Genomic DNA, 16,659 nt, shown 5'->3' on the forward strand with positions numbered 1-16,659 from the left:
GCCGTCGAACCCGGCGGCCGGCCGGTGCCTGGCCCGAGCGTGAGCGATGCGGTCGCCCGCGCCGTCAGACCGGCCCGGCCGCGTCGGCCTTCGTGTCGAACGACATTTCGGCGCTGCGCGCGTGTTTCAGCGAGCCGGCCAGTTTCCCGATCGCGTCCAGATCCAGTGTATCGAGGTGCTCGCGCACGTCCCGCACGAAGGTTGCGTAATCGGGCTCGTCCGCATACTGGCCGAGCCATTCCTCGATATCGGTGAGCTGCCCATTGTCGGCGAGCCGGATCAGTGCGTCGAGCGCATCGTCGGGCGGGCACGGCATGGTGGGCGCGAGGATGTCCGGCTCAGCCTCGCCGTCCGGTTGGAACCGCCGGAGAAGCTCCGACGCCGGTACGAGCGCGTGCCCGACGGCCGGCGCGACAAACGCGAACGAGAACGCCGTGCCGATGCCCGGCTGGCTGGCGACGGCCAGCTCGCCGCCCATCGCGCCGACGATGCGCTGCGCGATGAACAGGCCGAGCCCGGTGCCGCCGTTCACGGCCTGCACCTGCTGGTACGCGCGGAAGATGTCGCGGTTTCCGCTGATGTCGATCCCGATCCCCGTATCGGCGACTTCGAACAGCAGGCGCCAGGTGTCGCCTTCGCGCGACGCATGAATCGACAGCGTGACCGTGCCGTCGCGCGTGAACTTCGATGCATTGGACAGCAGGTTGAGCAGCACCTGCTGCAGCCGCATGCCGTCGATCGACACCGTGCGCGGCAGCGGCGTGGCCGGCCGGTAGACGAACCGGTTGTCCTGCTGCGCGCACAGTGCGACCGCGTAGTGGCCGATGTCGTCGAGCAGGCCGGGCAGGTCGGTCGCGTCCGGCGACACGCCGAGCGGCTGCAGCTCGGCCTTCGTGAACGCGAGCAGTTCGTCGATCAGCGTGAGCTGGTAGCGGATGCTGCGGTCGATCGACCGGATCAGCCGCGCCTGGCCGTGCGTCGCGCCTTGCAGCAGCAGCTTCGCGTAGCCGTTGATCGTGGACAGCGGCGCACGCAGGTCGTGGCTGACGTAGCCGAGTGTCTCGATCTTCTGCTGCATGTGGGTCGTCACCTGTTGCAGCGCGTCGTTGAGCGCGAGCGTGCGTCGTGCGACTTCGTCGCGCAGGCGATCCTGTTCGGTGATCTGCCAGTGTTCGAGCCGTTTCCTCGCCTCGGTGCGCTGGCGGCCCACGTGGTGGATCCATGCGGCCAGCACCAGCAGGTGCGTGGCGAGCCCGATGACCGCGAGGACGGGGTTCGGGAAGATGTCGGATTTCAGCCAGGCGAGCGCCGGCGGCAGCGTGTTCATGCCGTCGAGCACGCGGATCAGCATGTTGAAGGTGGCGATCGCGATAGCAATCAGCATCACGCGGCCGGTCGGCGTCCGGCGGATCGCGAGCAGCAGCGCGAGACTGATGTTGACGATTCCGGACACCGCGTTCAGCCGCAGGCAGAACCACGTGAACGTCAGCAGGTCGCCGCATGCGGCGCCGATCATGCCGACGCATTCGAGCGCGACGAATGCCATGTAGATCGCGCGCATCGGCAGCCGCGCCTGCTCGCGCCGGGCGACCATCAGGATGAATACGAAGAAGCAACCGACCGCCAGGTACGCGAAGATGACTTCGCCGCGCGCCGACCATTCACGCAGCGCGGGCGGCAACGCCATCGCGATATAGCCTCGGTAAGCCGCTTCGAACAGCGTCGTGCCCAGCGCCACCGCGGCCAGCACATGGAACACGCCGCTGCGCGAAAAGAACCCGATCAGCAGCGCGCACCACATCAGCGCGAGCAGCCCGCCGAAGAAGCCGAAGTCCCACATCGTCGCGCGCCGTTCCAGCGCATCCCACGCCGCACGCGTGAACGCGACCGGCGCGAGCCGCATTTCCTTGCGCGACGTGACGCGGATCAGCACGGTGACGCTTTCGCCGGCGCGCAGCGTGACGTCGAGCACCGGGTAGCGCGACGGCGGCGCGGCGGCTTCCCCGCCGGCGCCGGCGGCCGGGAAGCGGCTGTCGAGTGTCCACCGGCCGTTCTGGCCGATATAGAAGTCCGCCTGGTCGACCCGTGCGTCGCGAATCGCGAGCACCAGCGGGCGCGCGACGCTGTCGCGGTTGGTCAGCGTCGCGCGGATCCACCACGCCGATCGCGAGAACTCGACGTTGAACGTCGACGTGCCTGCCAACGGCGTGCCATTAACCGGATCGGCGAGCCGTGCGGCGACCTGGGCGGCTGACATCGTCGTGCTTGCGTCTTCCAATACCGACACGGCGTCCAGTTGCGCCGGATCCGGCACCGGCGCGGCGCGCGCGGTCGCACAGGTGACGGCCATCGCGAGCAGAAGCAGCAGCACCGCGCGACATCCGGCCGCCCACGCCGCGTGGCGCCTAAGCATCGTGATGGTGCTCCCCGGGCGTGGCGGGGGGAGCATTGACCGCATGGCGCTGGCGCCGCCAGTCGGACGGCGTGATGCCGAAGCGTTCGCGGAACGCGGTTGCGAAGTTGCCGGGCGTGGAAAAGCCGATTTCCTCGGCGATGTCGCCGATCCCCATCGACGTCTCCGCGAGGAAATGCATCGCGGCGCGCAGGCGCGTGTCGCGCAGATATTCGAACACGGTCTGGCCGAGATGGTCGCGGAACACGCGGGACAGGCGCTTTTCATGCGTGCCGACCTGCCTCGCGAGCTCCTCGAGCGCCGGCGGGTGGCGCAGGTCGCGCAGCAGGACCTCGGACGCCGCGCGCACGAGCGCCGCATCCGGGTTGTCGGGCAGCTCGGGCAGATGTGCGAACGGCTGGCTGCGCCGTGCCCGCTTCAGGTGATTGCGGATCCGGGCCAGCACTTCGGTCGGCTCGAACGGCTTGATGATGTAGTCGATCGCGCCGGTCTCGAGCCCGGCGATGCGATCCTCGAGATCGCCCGCGGCCGTCAGGATGATGACCGGGATCGATTGCGTCGCAGGGGTCGACGCCAGCAGCCGGCACGCGGCGAAGCCGTCCATGCGCGGCATGCGGACATCCATCAGGATCAGGTCGGGCGCGATCGCCTGGGCACGGTGATAGGCCTGCAGCCCGTCGAACGCGACGCTGATCCGGCACCGTGCGGCACGCAGGATTTCGGTCAGGAGCCGCAAGTCGTTCGGGCGATCGTCGACGACAAGAATATGTGCGTCAGCGAGATCCGGCGTGGGACGAGGCGATGCCGGACTGGACGAGCGGGATGACATGGTTGCGAATGCGTTGGAAGGGTGGCCGGTCAGATGAAGGGCATCGCGGTCTGCACGATTGTTGCGAAAAATTATATGCCGACAACAGCGCTGACTGTGAGGATTCCGTGTGTCTCGTGGGGGCTTGTGCGACAAGGTGTTGCGGGTTTGTCAGGTCGGCGTCCGGCCAAAAGAAACGGAAGTGGAAAAACATGCCGAACCGGATTTTAATAATCGGTCTTTATTTCCGGATTTATTTCGAGGAATTTGAATTGGAAGGGGCGGAGAATCAGTCTGGAGGACATCTGGAAGTCGACGTCTTCTATGTAAATAGAATGAAGAGCGTGCGGGTCGCCTGATTTATTTTTTCCCGATGGAAGGTGGAAGTCATGTTAGTCGTGAAATCGTATTTCGCGCCGGAATGTATGAATGTAAATGCCGTCCGCTCGGGAAAAGGAATTTTCCGCTCGGGAAAAGGTTCGTTCGGACGGATGCCCGCACACTAGCCCCGGCGCGGCTGGAATCGGTTCTTTCAAACGGCCGGTATCGCGCGAATCGCATGCCGAAGATCCATCCCGACGCATGCGATACCAATGAGACATTGAACGATGCGAGATCTCATGATTTGGGATCGCGGCAACGAACGAATAACTGGCACGAGGGTAATGCAAATTTCATAATTTGCCGAATACGTCGCTATATAAGAGAAATCGGCAAATCTTGAAATGCGATTGGGTGTGGGGCGCCGGTCGAGACGAAATCGTCAAGGAAATTCGCTCGATTAATTCGGTGCAGGGGTCGTCCGGCAAGTCGTCGATGCTGTTCCGGAAATCCGGAAAATGCGTTTGAACGCCGGACGGAAAGGGTGAGTGGCTGCGCGTTGGCCGTCCGAGGGTTCGATCCGTCGGAGGACGGCCGCGCGCGGTGCGCTTTCGAATCAGGCGGGCACGAAAAAGATGAACACAACAGGCATGACAGGCCAACGCACCGGTTCGCACGAACCGGCGGCACGTGCTTCAGTCCCGGGGATCGCACGGCGTCATCCTCCTCCTGAATGAAACAGGGCGGGCCGCCCCCGGGTGCGGGCCGGCTTCCGCCTATCCGGCGTCTGAATGACGCTTTCCCATGAGATTCAAGGTCGTCGCGGGTTCGGCGCGATGGCGTTCGCGCGCGCGGATGCGCGGCGCGTCGCGCATCGTGTCGCCGGGCCTGTCACGTCGACATCCATGATTCGATAACCGGCGATCGTCGCGTCACATCGTGTCGACGGGCACGGGCGGCGTACGGTCGCGTGATCGCGATGTCCATCGCGAGTGTCGTGCGGCATTACCCAGCAGTTTAGTTAGTGATCCAAAGTGAGTAGCGGGGCGTCGCGAGGCGGACGGGAATGTACAGAGGGTGTTCTCGCCGGTCGCCGTGTTCGCCGTTGCGTCATCCAGCACATGAGAACCGAGGGAAGACAAGATGAACAAGTCGTTCAAGTCGATCTGGAACGAAGCATTGGGAGCCTGGGTTGCGGCTTCGGAGCTTGATCGCGCGCGCGGAAAGCGCGTCGCGTCGTCGCGTGGCACGCCGGAGCGTGCCGTGGACGGAGGAGCCGCGGCACGCGCGGGCACGCCTTCGGCTCCGTCGCTCAGGCGGCTCACCGTGCTGATGGCGTCCGCGTATTTCGCGCTGTTCCATGCCGGCGCGCACGCGCAGTACCAGCCGGACGGCGGATCGGCCACCGGCGGCATCTCGTCGATCGCGATCGGCGTCGGTTCGAGTGCCGCGCAGCAGAACTCCACCGCCTTGGGCAATCTGGCGACGGCGCAGGGCTTGTCGGCCACGGCGATCGGCCCGGGCGCGCATGCGATGGGTGACGCGTCGACGTCCGTCGGCATCAACTCACAGGCGACCGGCGTCAACAGCACGGCGATGGGTGTGCAGGCGATCGGTTCGGGTGCCTACTCGGTTGCCATCGGCAACCTGTCGAGTGCGACGCAAAGCGGGTCGGTCGCGATGGGCAGCGGCGCTGCAGCAACCGGTGTTTCCGCCATCGGGCTCGGCAACAATGCGCTGGCCTCTGGTCAGTACGCGGCGGCGTTTGGCCTCGGCGCGAGCGCGGTCGGCGTTCAGAGCGTCGCGCTCGGTTATGCGTCGCATGCGACCGATACGGGCACGATCGCGATCGGCAACCAGTCGACGAGTTCGGGCGCGGCCGGTGTTGCCGTGGGCAGCGGCGCGCTGGTGACCGGCAATTCCGGCGTCGCGATGGGCGTCAACAGCGGCGCGAAGGGCGCGACGTCGATCGCGATCGGCTGGGGCGGGACAGCCGGCGTACCGGGCTCGGGCACGCAGTCGCTCGGCACCAGTTCGATCGCGCTGGGCTCGGCCACGACGGCCGGCGCCAATTCCGCGATGGCGTTCGGCCTGAACGCCAATGCATCGGGTGTCAGTTCGATTGCGATGGGCGTGCAGTCGAGCGCGACGCAGCAGTTCGCGACCGCGCTCGGTAATCTCGCGCTGGCGACCGGCATCTCGGCGACCGCCCTGGGGCCCGGTGCGACGGCGTCGGCTACGAATGCGACGGCCATCGGCATCAACAGCGTCGCGGCGGCGAGTTCCACCGTGGCGATCGGCGACAGCAACTCGGTCGCGGCAGCGGCGGGCGCGGGCTCGATTGCCGGCGGCAACAGCTCGAAGGTGCTGAGCGGCGTCGGCGCTGTCGCGCTCGGCCTGGGCCAGACGGTCAGCGGCAACGGTGCGGTGGCGATCGGCGACCCGAGCACCGCGATCGGCACCGGCGCGGTCACGGCCGGGGCGAACAACACGGCGACCGGCGACGGCGCGGTCGCGATCGGCAATTCGAACATTGCGCAGGGCATAGGCTCGCTCGCGCTCGGCAATACGTCGACGGCCGCGGCGACCGGTGCGGTGGCGTTCGGTGCGTCGGCCGTGGCGAACAATGCGGGCGATGTCGCGCTCGGCTCGGGCTCGACGACGGCCGCGCCGAATCCGACCGCAAGCGCGACGATCGGCGGCGTCACGTACAACTTCAACGGGACGAATCCGGTCAGCGTCGTCAGCGTCGGCGCAGCGGGTACCGAGCGGCAGATCACCAATGTTGCTGCCGGGCGCATCAGTTCCGCGAGCACGGATGCGATCAACGGGTCGCAGCTCGATGCGACGAATCAGGCGGTGAATTCGCTGTCGACGTCGACGGCGTCGAGTGTCAGTTCCTTGTCGACGGGGGTGTCGTCGTTGTCGACCGGATTGTCGTCGGCCAATAGCGCGATCACGTCGCTTTCCACGTCGACTTCGACCGGTATCAGCTCGTTGTCGACGGGGTTGAGCTCGACCAACAGTTCGGTGACTTCATTGTCGACCTCTACGTCGACGGGGCTGTCGTCGGCGAATAGCGCGATCACGTCGCTTTCCACGTCCACCTCGACCGGTATCAGCTCGTTGTCGACGGGGTTGAGCTCGACCAACAGCTCGGTGACTTCGTTGTCGACCTCCACGTCGACGGGTCTGTCGTCGGCGAATAGTGCGATCACGTCGCTTTCGACGTCGACTTCGACCGGTATCAACTCGCTGTCGACGGGGTTGAGCTCGACCAACAGTTCGGTGACTTCACTGTCGACCTCCACGTCGACGGGGCTGTCGTCGGCCAATAGCGCGATCACGTCGCTTTCCACGTCCACCTCGACCGGCATCAGTTCGCTGTCGACGGGTCTGAGTTCGACCAACAGCTCGGTGACTTCACTGTCGACGTCCACGTCAACCGGCCTGTCGTCGGCCAACAGCTCGATCGCATCGCTGTCCACGTCGACGTCGACGGGCATCACGTCGTTGTCGACCGGCCTGAGTTCGACCAACAGCACGGTGACGTCCTTGTCGACGTCCACGTCTACCGGGTTGTCGTCGGCCAATAGCGCGATCACGTCACTGTCCACGTCGACTTCGACCGGCATCAGCTCGCTGTCTACCGGCCTGAGTTCGACGAACAGCTCGGTGACATCGTTGTCGACGTCCACGTCGACAGGCGTCAGTTCGCTGTCCACAGGCCTGAGTTCGACGAACAGCTCGGTGACGTCGCTGTCCACGTCGACGTCGACCGGTATCAGCTCGCTGTCTACCGGCCTGAGTTCGACGAACAGTACGGTCACGTCACTGTCCACGTCGACCTCGACCGGCATCAGCTCGCTGTCCACCGGCCTGAGTTCGACGAACAGCACGGTCACGTCGCTGTCGACGTCCACCTCGACGGTGGTCGGTTCACTGTCCACCGGCCTGAGCACGACGAACAGCAACGTCACATCGCTGTCGACCGCGACCTCGACGAGCATCGGTTCACTGTCGACCGGGCTCAGTTCGACCACGAGCTCGATCTCGTCGCTGTCGACGTCGACCTCGACGACCGTCGGCTCGCTGTCCACCGGCCTGTCGAGCACGAACAGCACCCTGACGTCGCTGTCCACGGCGACGTCGACGGGCATCGGTTCGCTGTCGACCGGCCTCAGCTCGATCGCGAACAACAACACCAACCTCGGCAACAGCACGGCAGGCGCGATCGGCGGCGGGGCCACCTACAACCCGACGACCGGGACGATTTCGGCGCCGTCGTACGTGACGTACAACAGCGACGGTTCGACGACGATCAACAACAACGTCGGCTCGGCGATCGACAACATCAACGCGCACGGCTTCAAGTATTTCCACGCGAACTCGACCGCGCCGGACAGCCAGGCGCTCGGCGTCGACAGCGTCGCGATCGGCCCGAATGCGATCTCGAAGGTGGACGGCAGCATCGCGCTCGGCTCGGGTTCGGTGTCCGATCGTCCGATCGCGCCGTCATCCGGGATCCTGCGCAACGGCAGCGCGTCGATTCCGTTTGATACGACAGACCAGACGCTGCTCGGCGCGGTGTCGCTCGGCGATGCGACGGGCAAGACCTACCGCCAGATCACCAATGTCGCGGACGGCACGGGGCAACACGACGCGGTGACGGTCCGGCAGCTGACCGGCGCATTGCAGTCGTTCGCGGTCACGCCGCAGAAATACTTCCATGCGAACTCGACGGCGGCGGACTCGCTTGCGGTCGGCGCGGAATCGGTCGCGGTGGGGCCGACGACGGTCGTCAACGGCGATAACGGCGTGGGCATCGGCAACGGCGCGATCGTCGACCAGACCGCCCCTGGCGGCGTCGCGATCGGGCAGGCGGCGAGTTCCGCGCAGGCCGACGCGATCGCGCTCGGCAGCGGCGCGACGGCTTTGGGCGCACAGTCGGTCGCGCAGGGCGCAAATGCGAAGGCGGTCAGCGTGGGCAGCGTCGCGCTGGGTTCCGGCGCGCTCGGCAACGCAACCGATGCGCTCGCGCTCGGCGCCGGTGCGTCCGCGACGTTCGCGAACAGCGTGGCGTTGGGCGCCGGTTCGCTGACGACGGTCGGCGCGCTGACGAACTACGTTGCGTACGGCCTGAGCAGCCCGCAATCGTCGTCCGGCGAAGTGAACATCGGCAACCGGCAGATCACGGGCCTCGCGGCCGGCAAGAACGGCACGGACGCGGTGAACGTATCGCAGCTCGATTCGGTCGCGAACCAGCTGACGACGCTGATCGACCAGCGCACGACCAACCTCGGCGGGCAGTACACGACGAACCCGAACGGCACGAACGTGCCGCCGGGCTCGATCGGCCCGAATTCGTCGGCGGGCGGGTCGGGTGCGGTGGCATCGGGCTCGAACAGCACGGCGGTCGGCAACAATTCGCTTGCATCGGGCAACGGTTCTACCGCCATCGGCGTGGGCTCGACGGCGACGGGCAGCAATTCGGCCGCGATCGGCACGGGCAGCAACGACGGCGGGCGGTCGAACGTCGTCGCGGTCGGTTCGACGGAATCGGCGCGCCAGGTCGTCAACGTCGCGGCCGGCACGCAGGGCACGGATGCGGTGAACGTGAACCAGCTGAATGCAGTGTCGAACCAGTTCACGCAGTCGCTGAACACGGTCAACAACCAGCTCACGCAGATGCAGCAGCAGATCCAGCAGACCGATTCGATGGCACGTGAGGGGATCGCGGCAACCGCCGCGATGGCGTCGATCCCGCACATGGACCGCGACTCGAACTTCGCGATGGGGGTCGGTACGGCGACGTTCCAGGGGCAGAAAGCCATGGCGGTCGGCGTGCAGGCGCGCGTCACGGAGAACCTGAAGGCGACGCTGAACGGCGGCTTCGCCGGCAGCCAGCGCGTCGTCGGCGCGGGCATGCTGTATCAGTGGAAGTGATCGCGCGTCGCGGTTCGTTCCGGCACGCACTGCCGGAGCGGACCGCGCCGAACGCAAACGCACGCGGATGCGGCTGCGCCATTGCGCCGCACGCGCTGCGCCCATCGCATTTTCGGAGTAATCAAGTGAAAAACATCCATCTTGCACTGCTGGCGTCCGTCGTTTCCCTCGCGGCCTGTTCGAGCGCGTCGGGACCGACGTTCAACGCCTACGAGCTTCAGCCCCGCGACGGTATCCGGACTTTCCGCGTCGACTGCCACGGCATCCTGTCGAGCGCCAATACTTGCATGAAGGTCGCGACGCGCATGTGCGGCAACGAGGCCGTGCGCACGGTCGATTCCACGACGCCGTACCGCGACGGCGCCGATCCGCACTCGATGGTGTTCCAGTGCGGTGCGGCACCCGCGCCGGCTGCGGCGGCTGCGCCGGCGCCTGCCGCGGTCGAGAAGGTGAGCCTGACCGGCGATGCGTACTTCGCGACCGACTCCGCCGTGCTGACGTCCGCCGCCACCGCCGCGCTCGACACGCTGCTGAACCAGCAGGGCGACAAGCATTTTTCGCGCGTGGAGGTGGACGGTTATACCGACGCGACCGGCTCGGATGCACACAACCAGGCGCTGTCGAAGCGCCGCGCCGATGCGGTCGCGGGGTATCTGCGCGAACACGGGCTGAAGGCGGAATCGTTCGCGGCGGCGGGGCATGGAGAAACCAATCCGGCGGCGTCGAACGAGACCGCTGAAGGGCGGGCGCGCAATCGCCGGGTGGAAATCTCGCTGCAGAAGTAAGACGTGGGCAACGGGTTGCCGCAGGTGTGGCCGTCGCAACCGGACGGCTCGCTTGCGGGAGCGGTGCCGTCCGGGGACGCAGGCGGTCGAGTCAGGCAACGCGTCGCGACGGGCGTGTGCGGTGGCGCTGCCGCCTGGACGACGATGCGGAACGGCGGCCTGTGGGCCTGCTAAGCGTTGCTGCGCGGGGCGTAAGAGATGCCCGGTGCTGCTGCGTGGGTCGACAGGCACGAAGGGCGGAAAACGACCGAGGCTGTGTGGAAACACGTAACTCAGCGTCGGCGGGAGCAGATCCCGTGCCGCATTTTCGCAGCCTTCAAGTGAACGAAGAGTGCCGCCATAGCTTCAATGCCGAGTTGCTGTCGTCCCTCGGCATGTAAGTGCACCCTAGAGTGTTTCACGCACCCACCAGCCGCATCGCGGATGGTAGGAGGGGAGGCCTGTCGTCGAAGGCGTAACACTGGTGAAGTCGAGTGTGTGCAGATCAAGCTCCTCGACAAAGGCCTCGACGATCCTGACCGGGTTATCCTCGGCAACGAAATCGTCCAGGCATTCGGGCAATGGCTCTACCTGCTTGCGGTCATCGCCTTCAACGAATCGCTTCATGGGCAACCCATCCTGAATGCGTTGATTCAGTCTAGGCGATCAACGCGTTTTCACACAGCCTCGACCCGGGAGGGATACTCGAGCTTTTTGATATCGGCCATTCGTTCGATCAGAAAGTGAAGCGGGCGTGGAATCGCGGGATATTGGCGGCAGGCGGCATCTGCATTCAGCCACTCAGACGTCGCCGCGCCGCTGCGAACCGCACCCGTCACATACGCGTTAAAGCCCAAGCTCCTGTTCCAGTCGCCGCATTTCTTCCCGCCACTGTTCCTGCAGTTGCGGCTTTTGATGTTTCGGTTTGCGTGCGAGCTCTGCCGCCAGCAACGTCTCCAACTGACACCAACGTTGCCACTGTGCCTCGACGTCACTGCCGGTGGATTGAACGCCGGTGTGGTTCCGTGTGGTCGGGATCTGCTCGGGTGCAGCGGAATCACGAGATGTGAACAAAATTCGATACGCGCTTTCAGCATCCGGCAATTCTTGCAAGCGCCCGTCATGGATTGCCCAGAAGCGATTGCAACTGTGCTCGATCAATTCGCGGTCGTGCGAAACCAGGATGAAACCGCCATCGAACGCCGCCAGCGCAGCGGCAAGTTCGCGCTTGCCTTCCATATCCAGGTGATTGGTCGGTTCGTCGAGCCACAACAGGTGGTAGCTGGCCATGGACAGCGCAAGAAACAGCAGGCGGGCCCGCTCGCCGCCACTCAGAGTGGCTACGGTCTGACCATGACGTACATACGGAAACCCGGCGGAAATCAAAGCCTGCCTTCGCTCTTTGTCGCCGACTGGCGCAAAATTATACAGCGCGTCAGACAAAGTGGCGTCGTCGGCCAGTTGATGCAATGACTGATCGTAGTAGGCGATGCGCGCCGCCGGATGATAACGCCAACCCATGGGCGCTTCTCCTTGCCGCAGATCGCTCCAGCACTGGCGCAGCAACGAGGATTTGCCCGTGCCATTGCTGCCCAGGAGTGCGATCTTGTCGCCTGGCCGCAACCACAAATCGTGAGCCTCGAACAGGATCGGCTCTTCCGCCTGAGCGCGTACATGCAGGCCTTCGAACGCCAGCAGACGGTCCGCCGCCAATCGTGTTCCTGATAGTTTCAAGCGCCAAGGGTTGCCACGACCAACAAAGGTCTGGTCTTCCTTTAGTTTTTCGACACGCCTTTGCATGGACTTGGCTTGGCGCGACAGTTTCTCATTGTCGTGCTCGCGCCCCCAGATGGCCAGACGTTTGCTGCTGGCGGCTAGCCGGTCTATCTCGTTTTGCTCACCTGCATGACGCGCTTGTGCCGTTGCGTCGGCATTGGCCAACGCGGCCAAGGCCCGGCTGCATGGCATATCGAAACTGTACAAGCGCTGATCGCGCAGAATCCAGCTTTTGGCGCTGAGCGTGTCTAGAAGTCGCGGATCGTGCGATACCAGGATGAAGCCACCCTGCCAGCGGCGCAGGAAATCTTCCAGCCACAATAACGAGGGTAGATCCAGGTGATTGCTGGGTTCGTCAAGCAACAGCAGATTCGGCTGCGCAAGAACTGCACGTCCCAACAGCAAACGAGTGTGCTGGCCGCCGCTCAGGTCGGAAACGGGTGTATCCGCCGCAGAGGCTAGCTCTAGATCGTCCAGTAGACTGTCTACCCGCCAATGCTCTGCCCGTTGCTCGCCGACGCTCTCCAGCAACGCCTCTCGCGTCGTAAGGTCGGCAAGTCTTTGCGGTAGATGCTGCTCGACGTGTTGAAGGCGGCACATTGCCGCATAGTGCACGCTACCGGCACTGGGTTCGCGGCTGCCCGCCAATACATCAAGCAGACTGCTCTTGCCGCAGCCGTTGTGGCCGATCAGGCCGATGCGGTCGCCAAGTTTTACAGTAAAGGAAAGATCCTGGAATAGCGGGCCATGGCCGGTTTCCAGTTGCAAGGTAAGTGCGGAAATCAGGGTGGTCATGCTCTTGCTCTCGTTTTTTCGGGACGTGTTTGTCCCTGTCAACAGGAGCGCTGGCGACAACCTTGGAGTCGAGAAAGGACTCGGGAGGAGAGGGCTTTGCTCTGGCCGGGTTATCGCAGCGCGATGGAACTCAGGCAAGAGCAGGCGAATGTGCTGAACAAATGTGCCAGCATCAGCGGGCGCACCAGAAAAACCATATTTACCTCCTTTTTAAAAAGAGTTGGATGTAGCGGCGGAGTTTATCTCGGCTCTCGTCGTTTATACAAGCCGCTGGCGTTGCCGCTCCCAATTTGTTCCGAGAGGGATCGCAGAATGCTCCACGACAAATAGCTCTACGGGTTCGGCGATCGATGTCGTGATCGGATCAAAATCATCGACCGGGACGGGAACGGCTTCCGGCTCCTGATGAAACGCTCGAGGTTGATCTATACGATGTCGTCTAGTGCTTTGACCTCTGCGATTCGTGGCTCGGTGATCCAGAGCGCATCGATAATCTGAAACACCAACGGGGCCAGCGGCGTACCGATGACCTGCTCGCGGGCAAGCGCGAATTCAAACAAGGCGGAAATATCGACGCCCCGGTCCGCGGCGTTCACGATGGAGACAGCACCACCTTTCTTGCGCGGCAGATAGATCAAGGAAACCAGGACGCGGTCAGCAGGCCCGGCGCTTTCCCCCCAGTCGCCTAACACAAGGTTAATGGTCGGTGGATGGTCCGGCATTCCGATCGCCCATTGGACAAAGTAGACACCAACAACCGAATCGTCTTGGTGCAGTTCACCCGTGATTCTCCTCGTCTCGTGACCACAGCACGTACAATTGAAAGTGGATTCGTCCCCTGGGTACGCGTGTATCGATTCGGCATCTGACATTGGGCGGAGTCCCGAAAATAGTTGAAGTTTGAAAGCGGTGGTTCCCGTGGGAATCCGAGAAAATCGGGTTTCCAAGACCAAACTCCCAGACAGGAGAACCGCCGAAATGAAGCCTACCAAGAAACCGGGTCACCGACCTCAAAGCGCTCCACCGATTTACTCTGGAGACGTCGTTCGTGGATCGCATACTTCTCAGTGACTGCTCGTGGCCGCCGCTTGCCTGTCGAGCCCACACGTTTGATCCGCCGCAAGCGCACAGCAATCGCGGCTCACACGTTCGCAATGGCGAGTACACTGAACATGCCGTAGAAACAGGAGAATGCGATGATCGACGCTGGCCCCCAAAGTACCTTCCGAGGGCTGCCGCTGACCGTGGAGCAGGACGCGGAAGTTCGGCACTACATCAAGGACCGGACTCGGCGCGGGCTGCCATGGGACACGTCGGAGTTGAGCGCGATGCTCAAGGACATGCTGCATCCCCCGGGCGACGGCGACGGTGATGGCGACGGTGATGCTGCCTCCGAGGCAGACGAAACCAGAGCGGCCGCCGAGCGCGCGAACGCTTCGATTGACGAGGCGATGGACCCCATCGAGGCGAATGAGGAGTGGAATGCGGCCATGGAGTCGGAGGGCATGAAAGGGCCCAGACGATAAAAGCGGAGGCAATGACGCTCCGATTCCTGGCAGCGCGGCACACAGAGGTGCGCGCCTGATGCCAAGCGTTTCAACGAAGGCACGATCCGCGTTGCGCGTGCGCTGCGTCGCAGCGTACACGGCGAGACTACCGACGCACCGGGTGCTCCCATCGTGAGAACCCCGACCCGCAATCCGACCATTCGCAGATAATTTCGGGCGCAGCCAACCGCGCCATCCATGCTGCATGGCACCAACGCAACTGCGAGCCGCATCTCGTCGCCGGGCGCCTGACAGCGGGCGCCATGTCAGTGTCTGATCACGCAGACGGCCACGATTTCGTATCCGGGGTCGGCATGCACGTGCGCCGCCTTTTCCGCTTCCTCATACGAACCAAACGACGTGGCATCCTCAACCGCCGGTGCCATGCCGATATCGCCATCCTCGGCGGTGCAGAGGAACTGTTCGCCAGTCTTCACGACGTAGGTGGACATCATCATGATTCCCTCCATCGTTTGCAGGGGGGAATTCCAGTCTAGCAGGCCAGAAACGGGGCGCAGGCGGTTTGCAGCGTCCTTTCCGTGAGGTCTGCGGCAGGACCGAAAAGCCGTGCACAATACCCGCATGCAAAATCCAGACCTCGAACACCTCGTCACCGTCACCATGCCCTTTGGGAAATACAAGGGCCGGCTGATTGCCGACCTGCCCGGGCCTTACCTCAATTGGCTGGCGCGCGAAGGGTTCCCGCGCGGCGAAATCGGTCGGCAGCTCGCGCTGATGCACGAGATCGACCACAACGGCCTGCGGGACTTGCTGGAGCCGTTGCGAAAACGCGGATAGCGCCAATCGGGGGCGAATGCCTCCGCGTGCCACGCCGCCCGGCATCGATCGACCGTGATCGACCCCCACCCCTCGCCGGCCACACCTGCTATGCGTGCCGAATGCCCGCATGCGACCCCGACAGTGGCCCGCGCGCACCTAGCGCGTCGCCGATGCTGACATAGAATATAAAACAGTCCCTTGAGGACGAGTTGATGGCAAGAGAAGGGGTGCCGACATGAGACGCCTTTATTTCCTCGTACCCGATACGCAGATGGCGAAGGCCATCGTCGACGATCTATTGCGCGCACGCATCATCTGGCGCCATATTCACGTTCTCGCCGACCACAGCGTCACACTCGATCAGTTACCCGAAGCATCGTTGCTGCAAAGCAGCGATGTCGTGCATGCCCTCGAGCGCGGCGTCGCGCTCGGCGGCGCGGCCGGTGCGCTGATCGGCCTCGTCGCGCTCGTATTTCCACCGGCGGAGCTCGTGATCGCGGGCGGCGCCGTCGTCGGGTTGACGTTGGCCGGAGCGGGTTTCGGGGCGTGGACCGCCGCGATGATCGGCATCGCCGAGCCGAACGCGCGACTCCAGCGATTTCGCGAGGCCATTCAGGAAGGCCAGATCCTGATCATGGCCGACGTGCCGGCATTGCGAGAGCAGGAAATCGAAGAGATGGTCGCCCAGCATTTTCCGAAGGCGGACCTGGAAGGCGCCGAGCCTACGACACCGATCTTCCCCTGACGCGCGATAGCAAGCCGGCTTGCCCGGCACCCGGGTTCATCGACGCGTCTCGTCGAGCGCACGACCGCGACCGCGGGCCGCGCGCGGAGCGGGTCGTTCGCACGTTGCGCAGGCAACCTTGGCCGCCATTCCGAATCGCGCGAGAGACGCAGGCCCGACGCGCGTGACGCCTTCGGAACCGCAGCGCCGACGTCGAACCGTCGGCAAGGAGGTCGTATGGAACTGCACATTCAATCGCACCATTGGGAGCGTCGTACGCCCGACTGGATCTCGGCTGCCGTGGCAGGTCTCGCGGGCGGTGCGCTGGTGATCGCGCTGGAATTCGTCTGGTCGACCCTCGTGCTCGGCTCAAGCCCGTGGCAACCGACCCACAAGATCGCGGCAATGGTGATGGGCCGCAGCGCGCTCGGCCAGATGACGCAATTCAACCTTGAAATCGTCGCGATGGCGCTGCTGCTGCACTACGTGCTCGGCGCGATCATGGGGATGATGCTCGCCGCGATCATGGCGCCTTTCCGCCTCGATTCGAGCGTGGGCATGGAAGCCGCCATCGGGCTGGCGTTCGGGATCGTCGCGTATGGGTGGAACTTCTACGTGATGACGGCCGTGTTTCCGTGGTTCGTCTCCGAGCGGGGTTCCGGGCCGTTGCTGGCCAACCTGTTGTTCGGCGTGGTTGCGGCCATCACCTACGGCAGGCTGGAACGATTGCGCAAGCGGAACGCGGACGACTGACACATCGCGTTTCCCGTCGCGCCGACCTTGAA

11 protein-coding genes and 1 pseudogene are annotated in these 16,659 nt (G+C 64.2%); 6 read left to right on the forward strand and 6 right to left on the reverse strand.

All coding sequences use genetic code 11. From position 1 onward, the window contains the following. Positions 1 to 64: 64 nt before the first annotated feature. Together G3O06_RS05690 and G3O06_RS05695 are read right to left on the reverse strand one after the other, a co-directional pair. Positions 65 to 2,413 (reverse strand): sensor histidine kinase, encoded by a 2,349-nt coding sequence (locus G3O06_RS05690; RefSeq protein ID WP_205815360.1) that lies wholly within the window; start codon positions 2,411 to 2,413, stop codon positions 65 to 67. After that, positions 2,406 to 3,242: a response regulator gene (locus G3O06_RS05695; protein ID WP_174967082.1), complete on the reverse strand. Its 837-nt coding sequence runs from the start codon at positions 3,240 to 3,242 to the stop codon at positions 2,406 to 2,408. The genes G3O06_RS05690 and G3O06_RS05695 overlap by 8 nt, the downstream gene beginning before the upstream one ends. A gap of 1,443 nt (positions 3,243 to 4,685) precedes the next feature. Between G3O06_RS05695 and G3O06_RS05700 the strand changes: the two genes are divergently transcribed. Together G3O06_RS05700 and G3O06_RS05705 are read left to right on the forward strand one after the other, a co-directional pair. Beyond that, a complete protein-coding gene (locus tag G3O06_RS05700; protein WP_205815361.1) occupies positions 4,686 to 9,488 on the forward strand; it encodes a YadA-like family protein in 4,803 nt (1,600 codons plus the stop codon). Positions 9,489 to 9,613: 125 nt separating this feature from the next. After that, on the forward strand, positions 9,614 to 10,273 hold the full coding sequence (locus G3O06_RS05705; protein ID WP_205815362.1) for an OmpA family protein: 660 nt from the start codon (positions 9,614 to 9,616) through the stop codon (positions 10,271 to 10,273). 420 nt (positions 10,274 to 10,693) lie between these two features. On the opposite strand, the pseudogene G3O06_RS05710 reads toward G3O06_RS05705, so the two are convergent. The 3 genes and pseudogenes from G3O06_RS05710 to G3O06_RS05720 form a co-directional block, all read right to left on the reverse strand. Next, a pseudogene (locus G3O06_RS05710) lies at positions 10,694 to 10,879 on the reverse strand (IS5/IS1182 family transposase); the annotation flags it as partial. Between the two features lie 219 nt (positions 10,880 to 11,098). Next, complete coding sequence (locus G3O06_RS05715; protein WP_205815363.1) at positions 11,099 to 12,823, reverse strand: ABC-F family ATP-binding cassette domain-containing protein; 1,725 nt, start codon at positions 12,821 to 12,823, stop codon at positions 11,099 to 11,101. Positions 12,824 to 13,248: 425 nt separating this feature from the next. Continuing rightward, the gene (locus tag G3O06_RS05720) at positions 13,249 to 13,545 is read right to left on the reverse strand and encodes a hypothetical protein (RefSeq protein ID WP_174967077.1); all 297 of its coding nucleotides are present in this window, start codon (positions 13,543 to 13,545) and stop codon (positions 13,249 to 13,251) included. A gap of 474 nt (positions 13,546 to 14,019) precedes the next feature. On the opposite strand from G3O06_RS05720, the gene G3O06_RS05725 reads away from it, so the two are divergent. Next, complete coding sequence (locus G3O06_RS05725; protein ID WP_174981631.1) at positions 14,020 to 14,349, forward strand: hypothetical protein; 330 nt, start codon at positions 14,020 to 14,022, stop codon at positions 14,347 to 14,349. A 287-nt stretch (positions 14,350 to 14,636) separates the two neighbouring features. On the opposite strand, the gene G3O06_RS05730 is transcribed toward G3O06_RS05725, so the two are convergent. Further along, positions 14,637 to 14,825, reverse strand: a complete 189-nt coding sequence (locus G3O06_RS05730) for a hypothetical protein (protein ID WP_174982231.1) — start codon at positions 14,823 to 14,825, stop codon at positions 14,637 to 14,639. Positions 14,826 to 14,952: 127 nt separating this feature from the next. Here G3O06_RS05730 and G3O06_RS05735 point away from each other — a divergent pair, with 127 nt between their 5' ends. The 3 genes from G3O06_RS05735 (at position 14,953) to G3O06_RS05745 (ending at position 16,627) form a co-directional block, all read left to right on the forward strand. Continuing rightward, on the forward strand, positions 14,953 to 15,168 hold the full coding sequence (locus tag G3O06_RS05735; RefSeq protein WP_043184321.1) for a DUF3820 family protein: 216 nt from the start codon (positions 14,953 to 14,955) through the stop codon (positions 15,166 to 15,168). Positions 15,169 to 15,385: 217 nt separating this feature from the next. Continuing rightward, on the forward strand, positions 15,386 to 15,895 hold the full coding sequence (locus G3O06_RS05740; protein WP_043184322.1) for a hypothetical protein: 510 nt from the start codon (positions 15,386 to 15,388) through the stop codon (positions 15,893 to 15,895). Between the two features lie 216 nt (positions 15,896 to 16,111). Next, positions 16,112 to 16,627 (forward strand): hypothetical protein, encoded by a 516-nt coding sequence (locus G3O06_RS05745; RefSeq protein ID WP_174967073.1) that lies wholly within the window; start codon positions 16,112 to 16,114, stop codon positions 16,625 to 16,627. The last annotated feature ends 32 nt before the right edge of the window (positions 16,628 to 16,659 follow it).

Origin of the sequence: Burkholderia sp. Ac-20345, assembly GCF_017104825.1 — a bacterium.
Classification (GTDB): Bacteria; Pseudomonadota; Gammaproteobacteria; order Burkholderiales; family Burkholderiaceae; genus Burkholderia; species Burkholderia lata_B.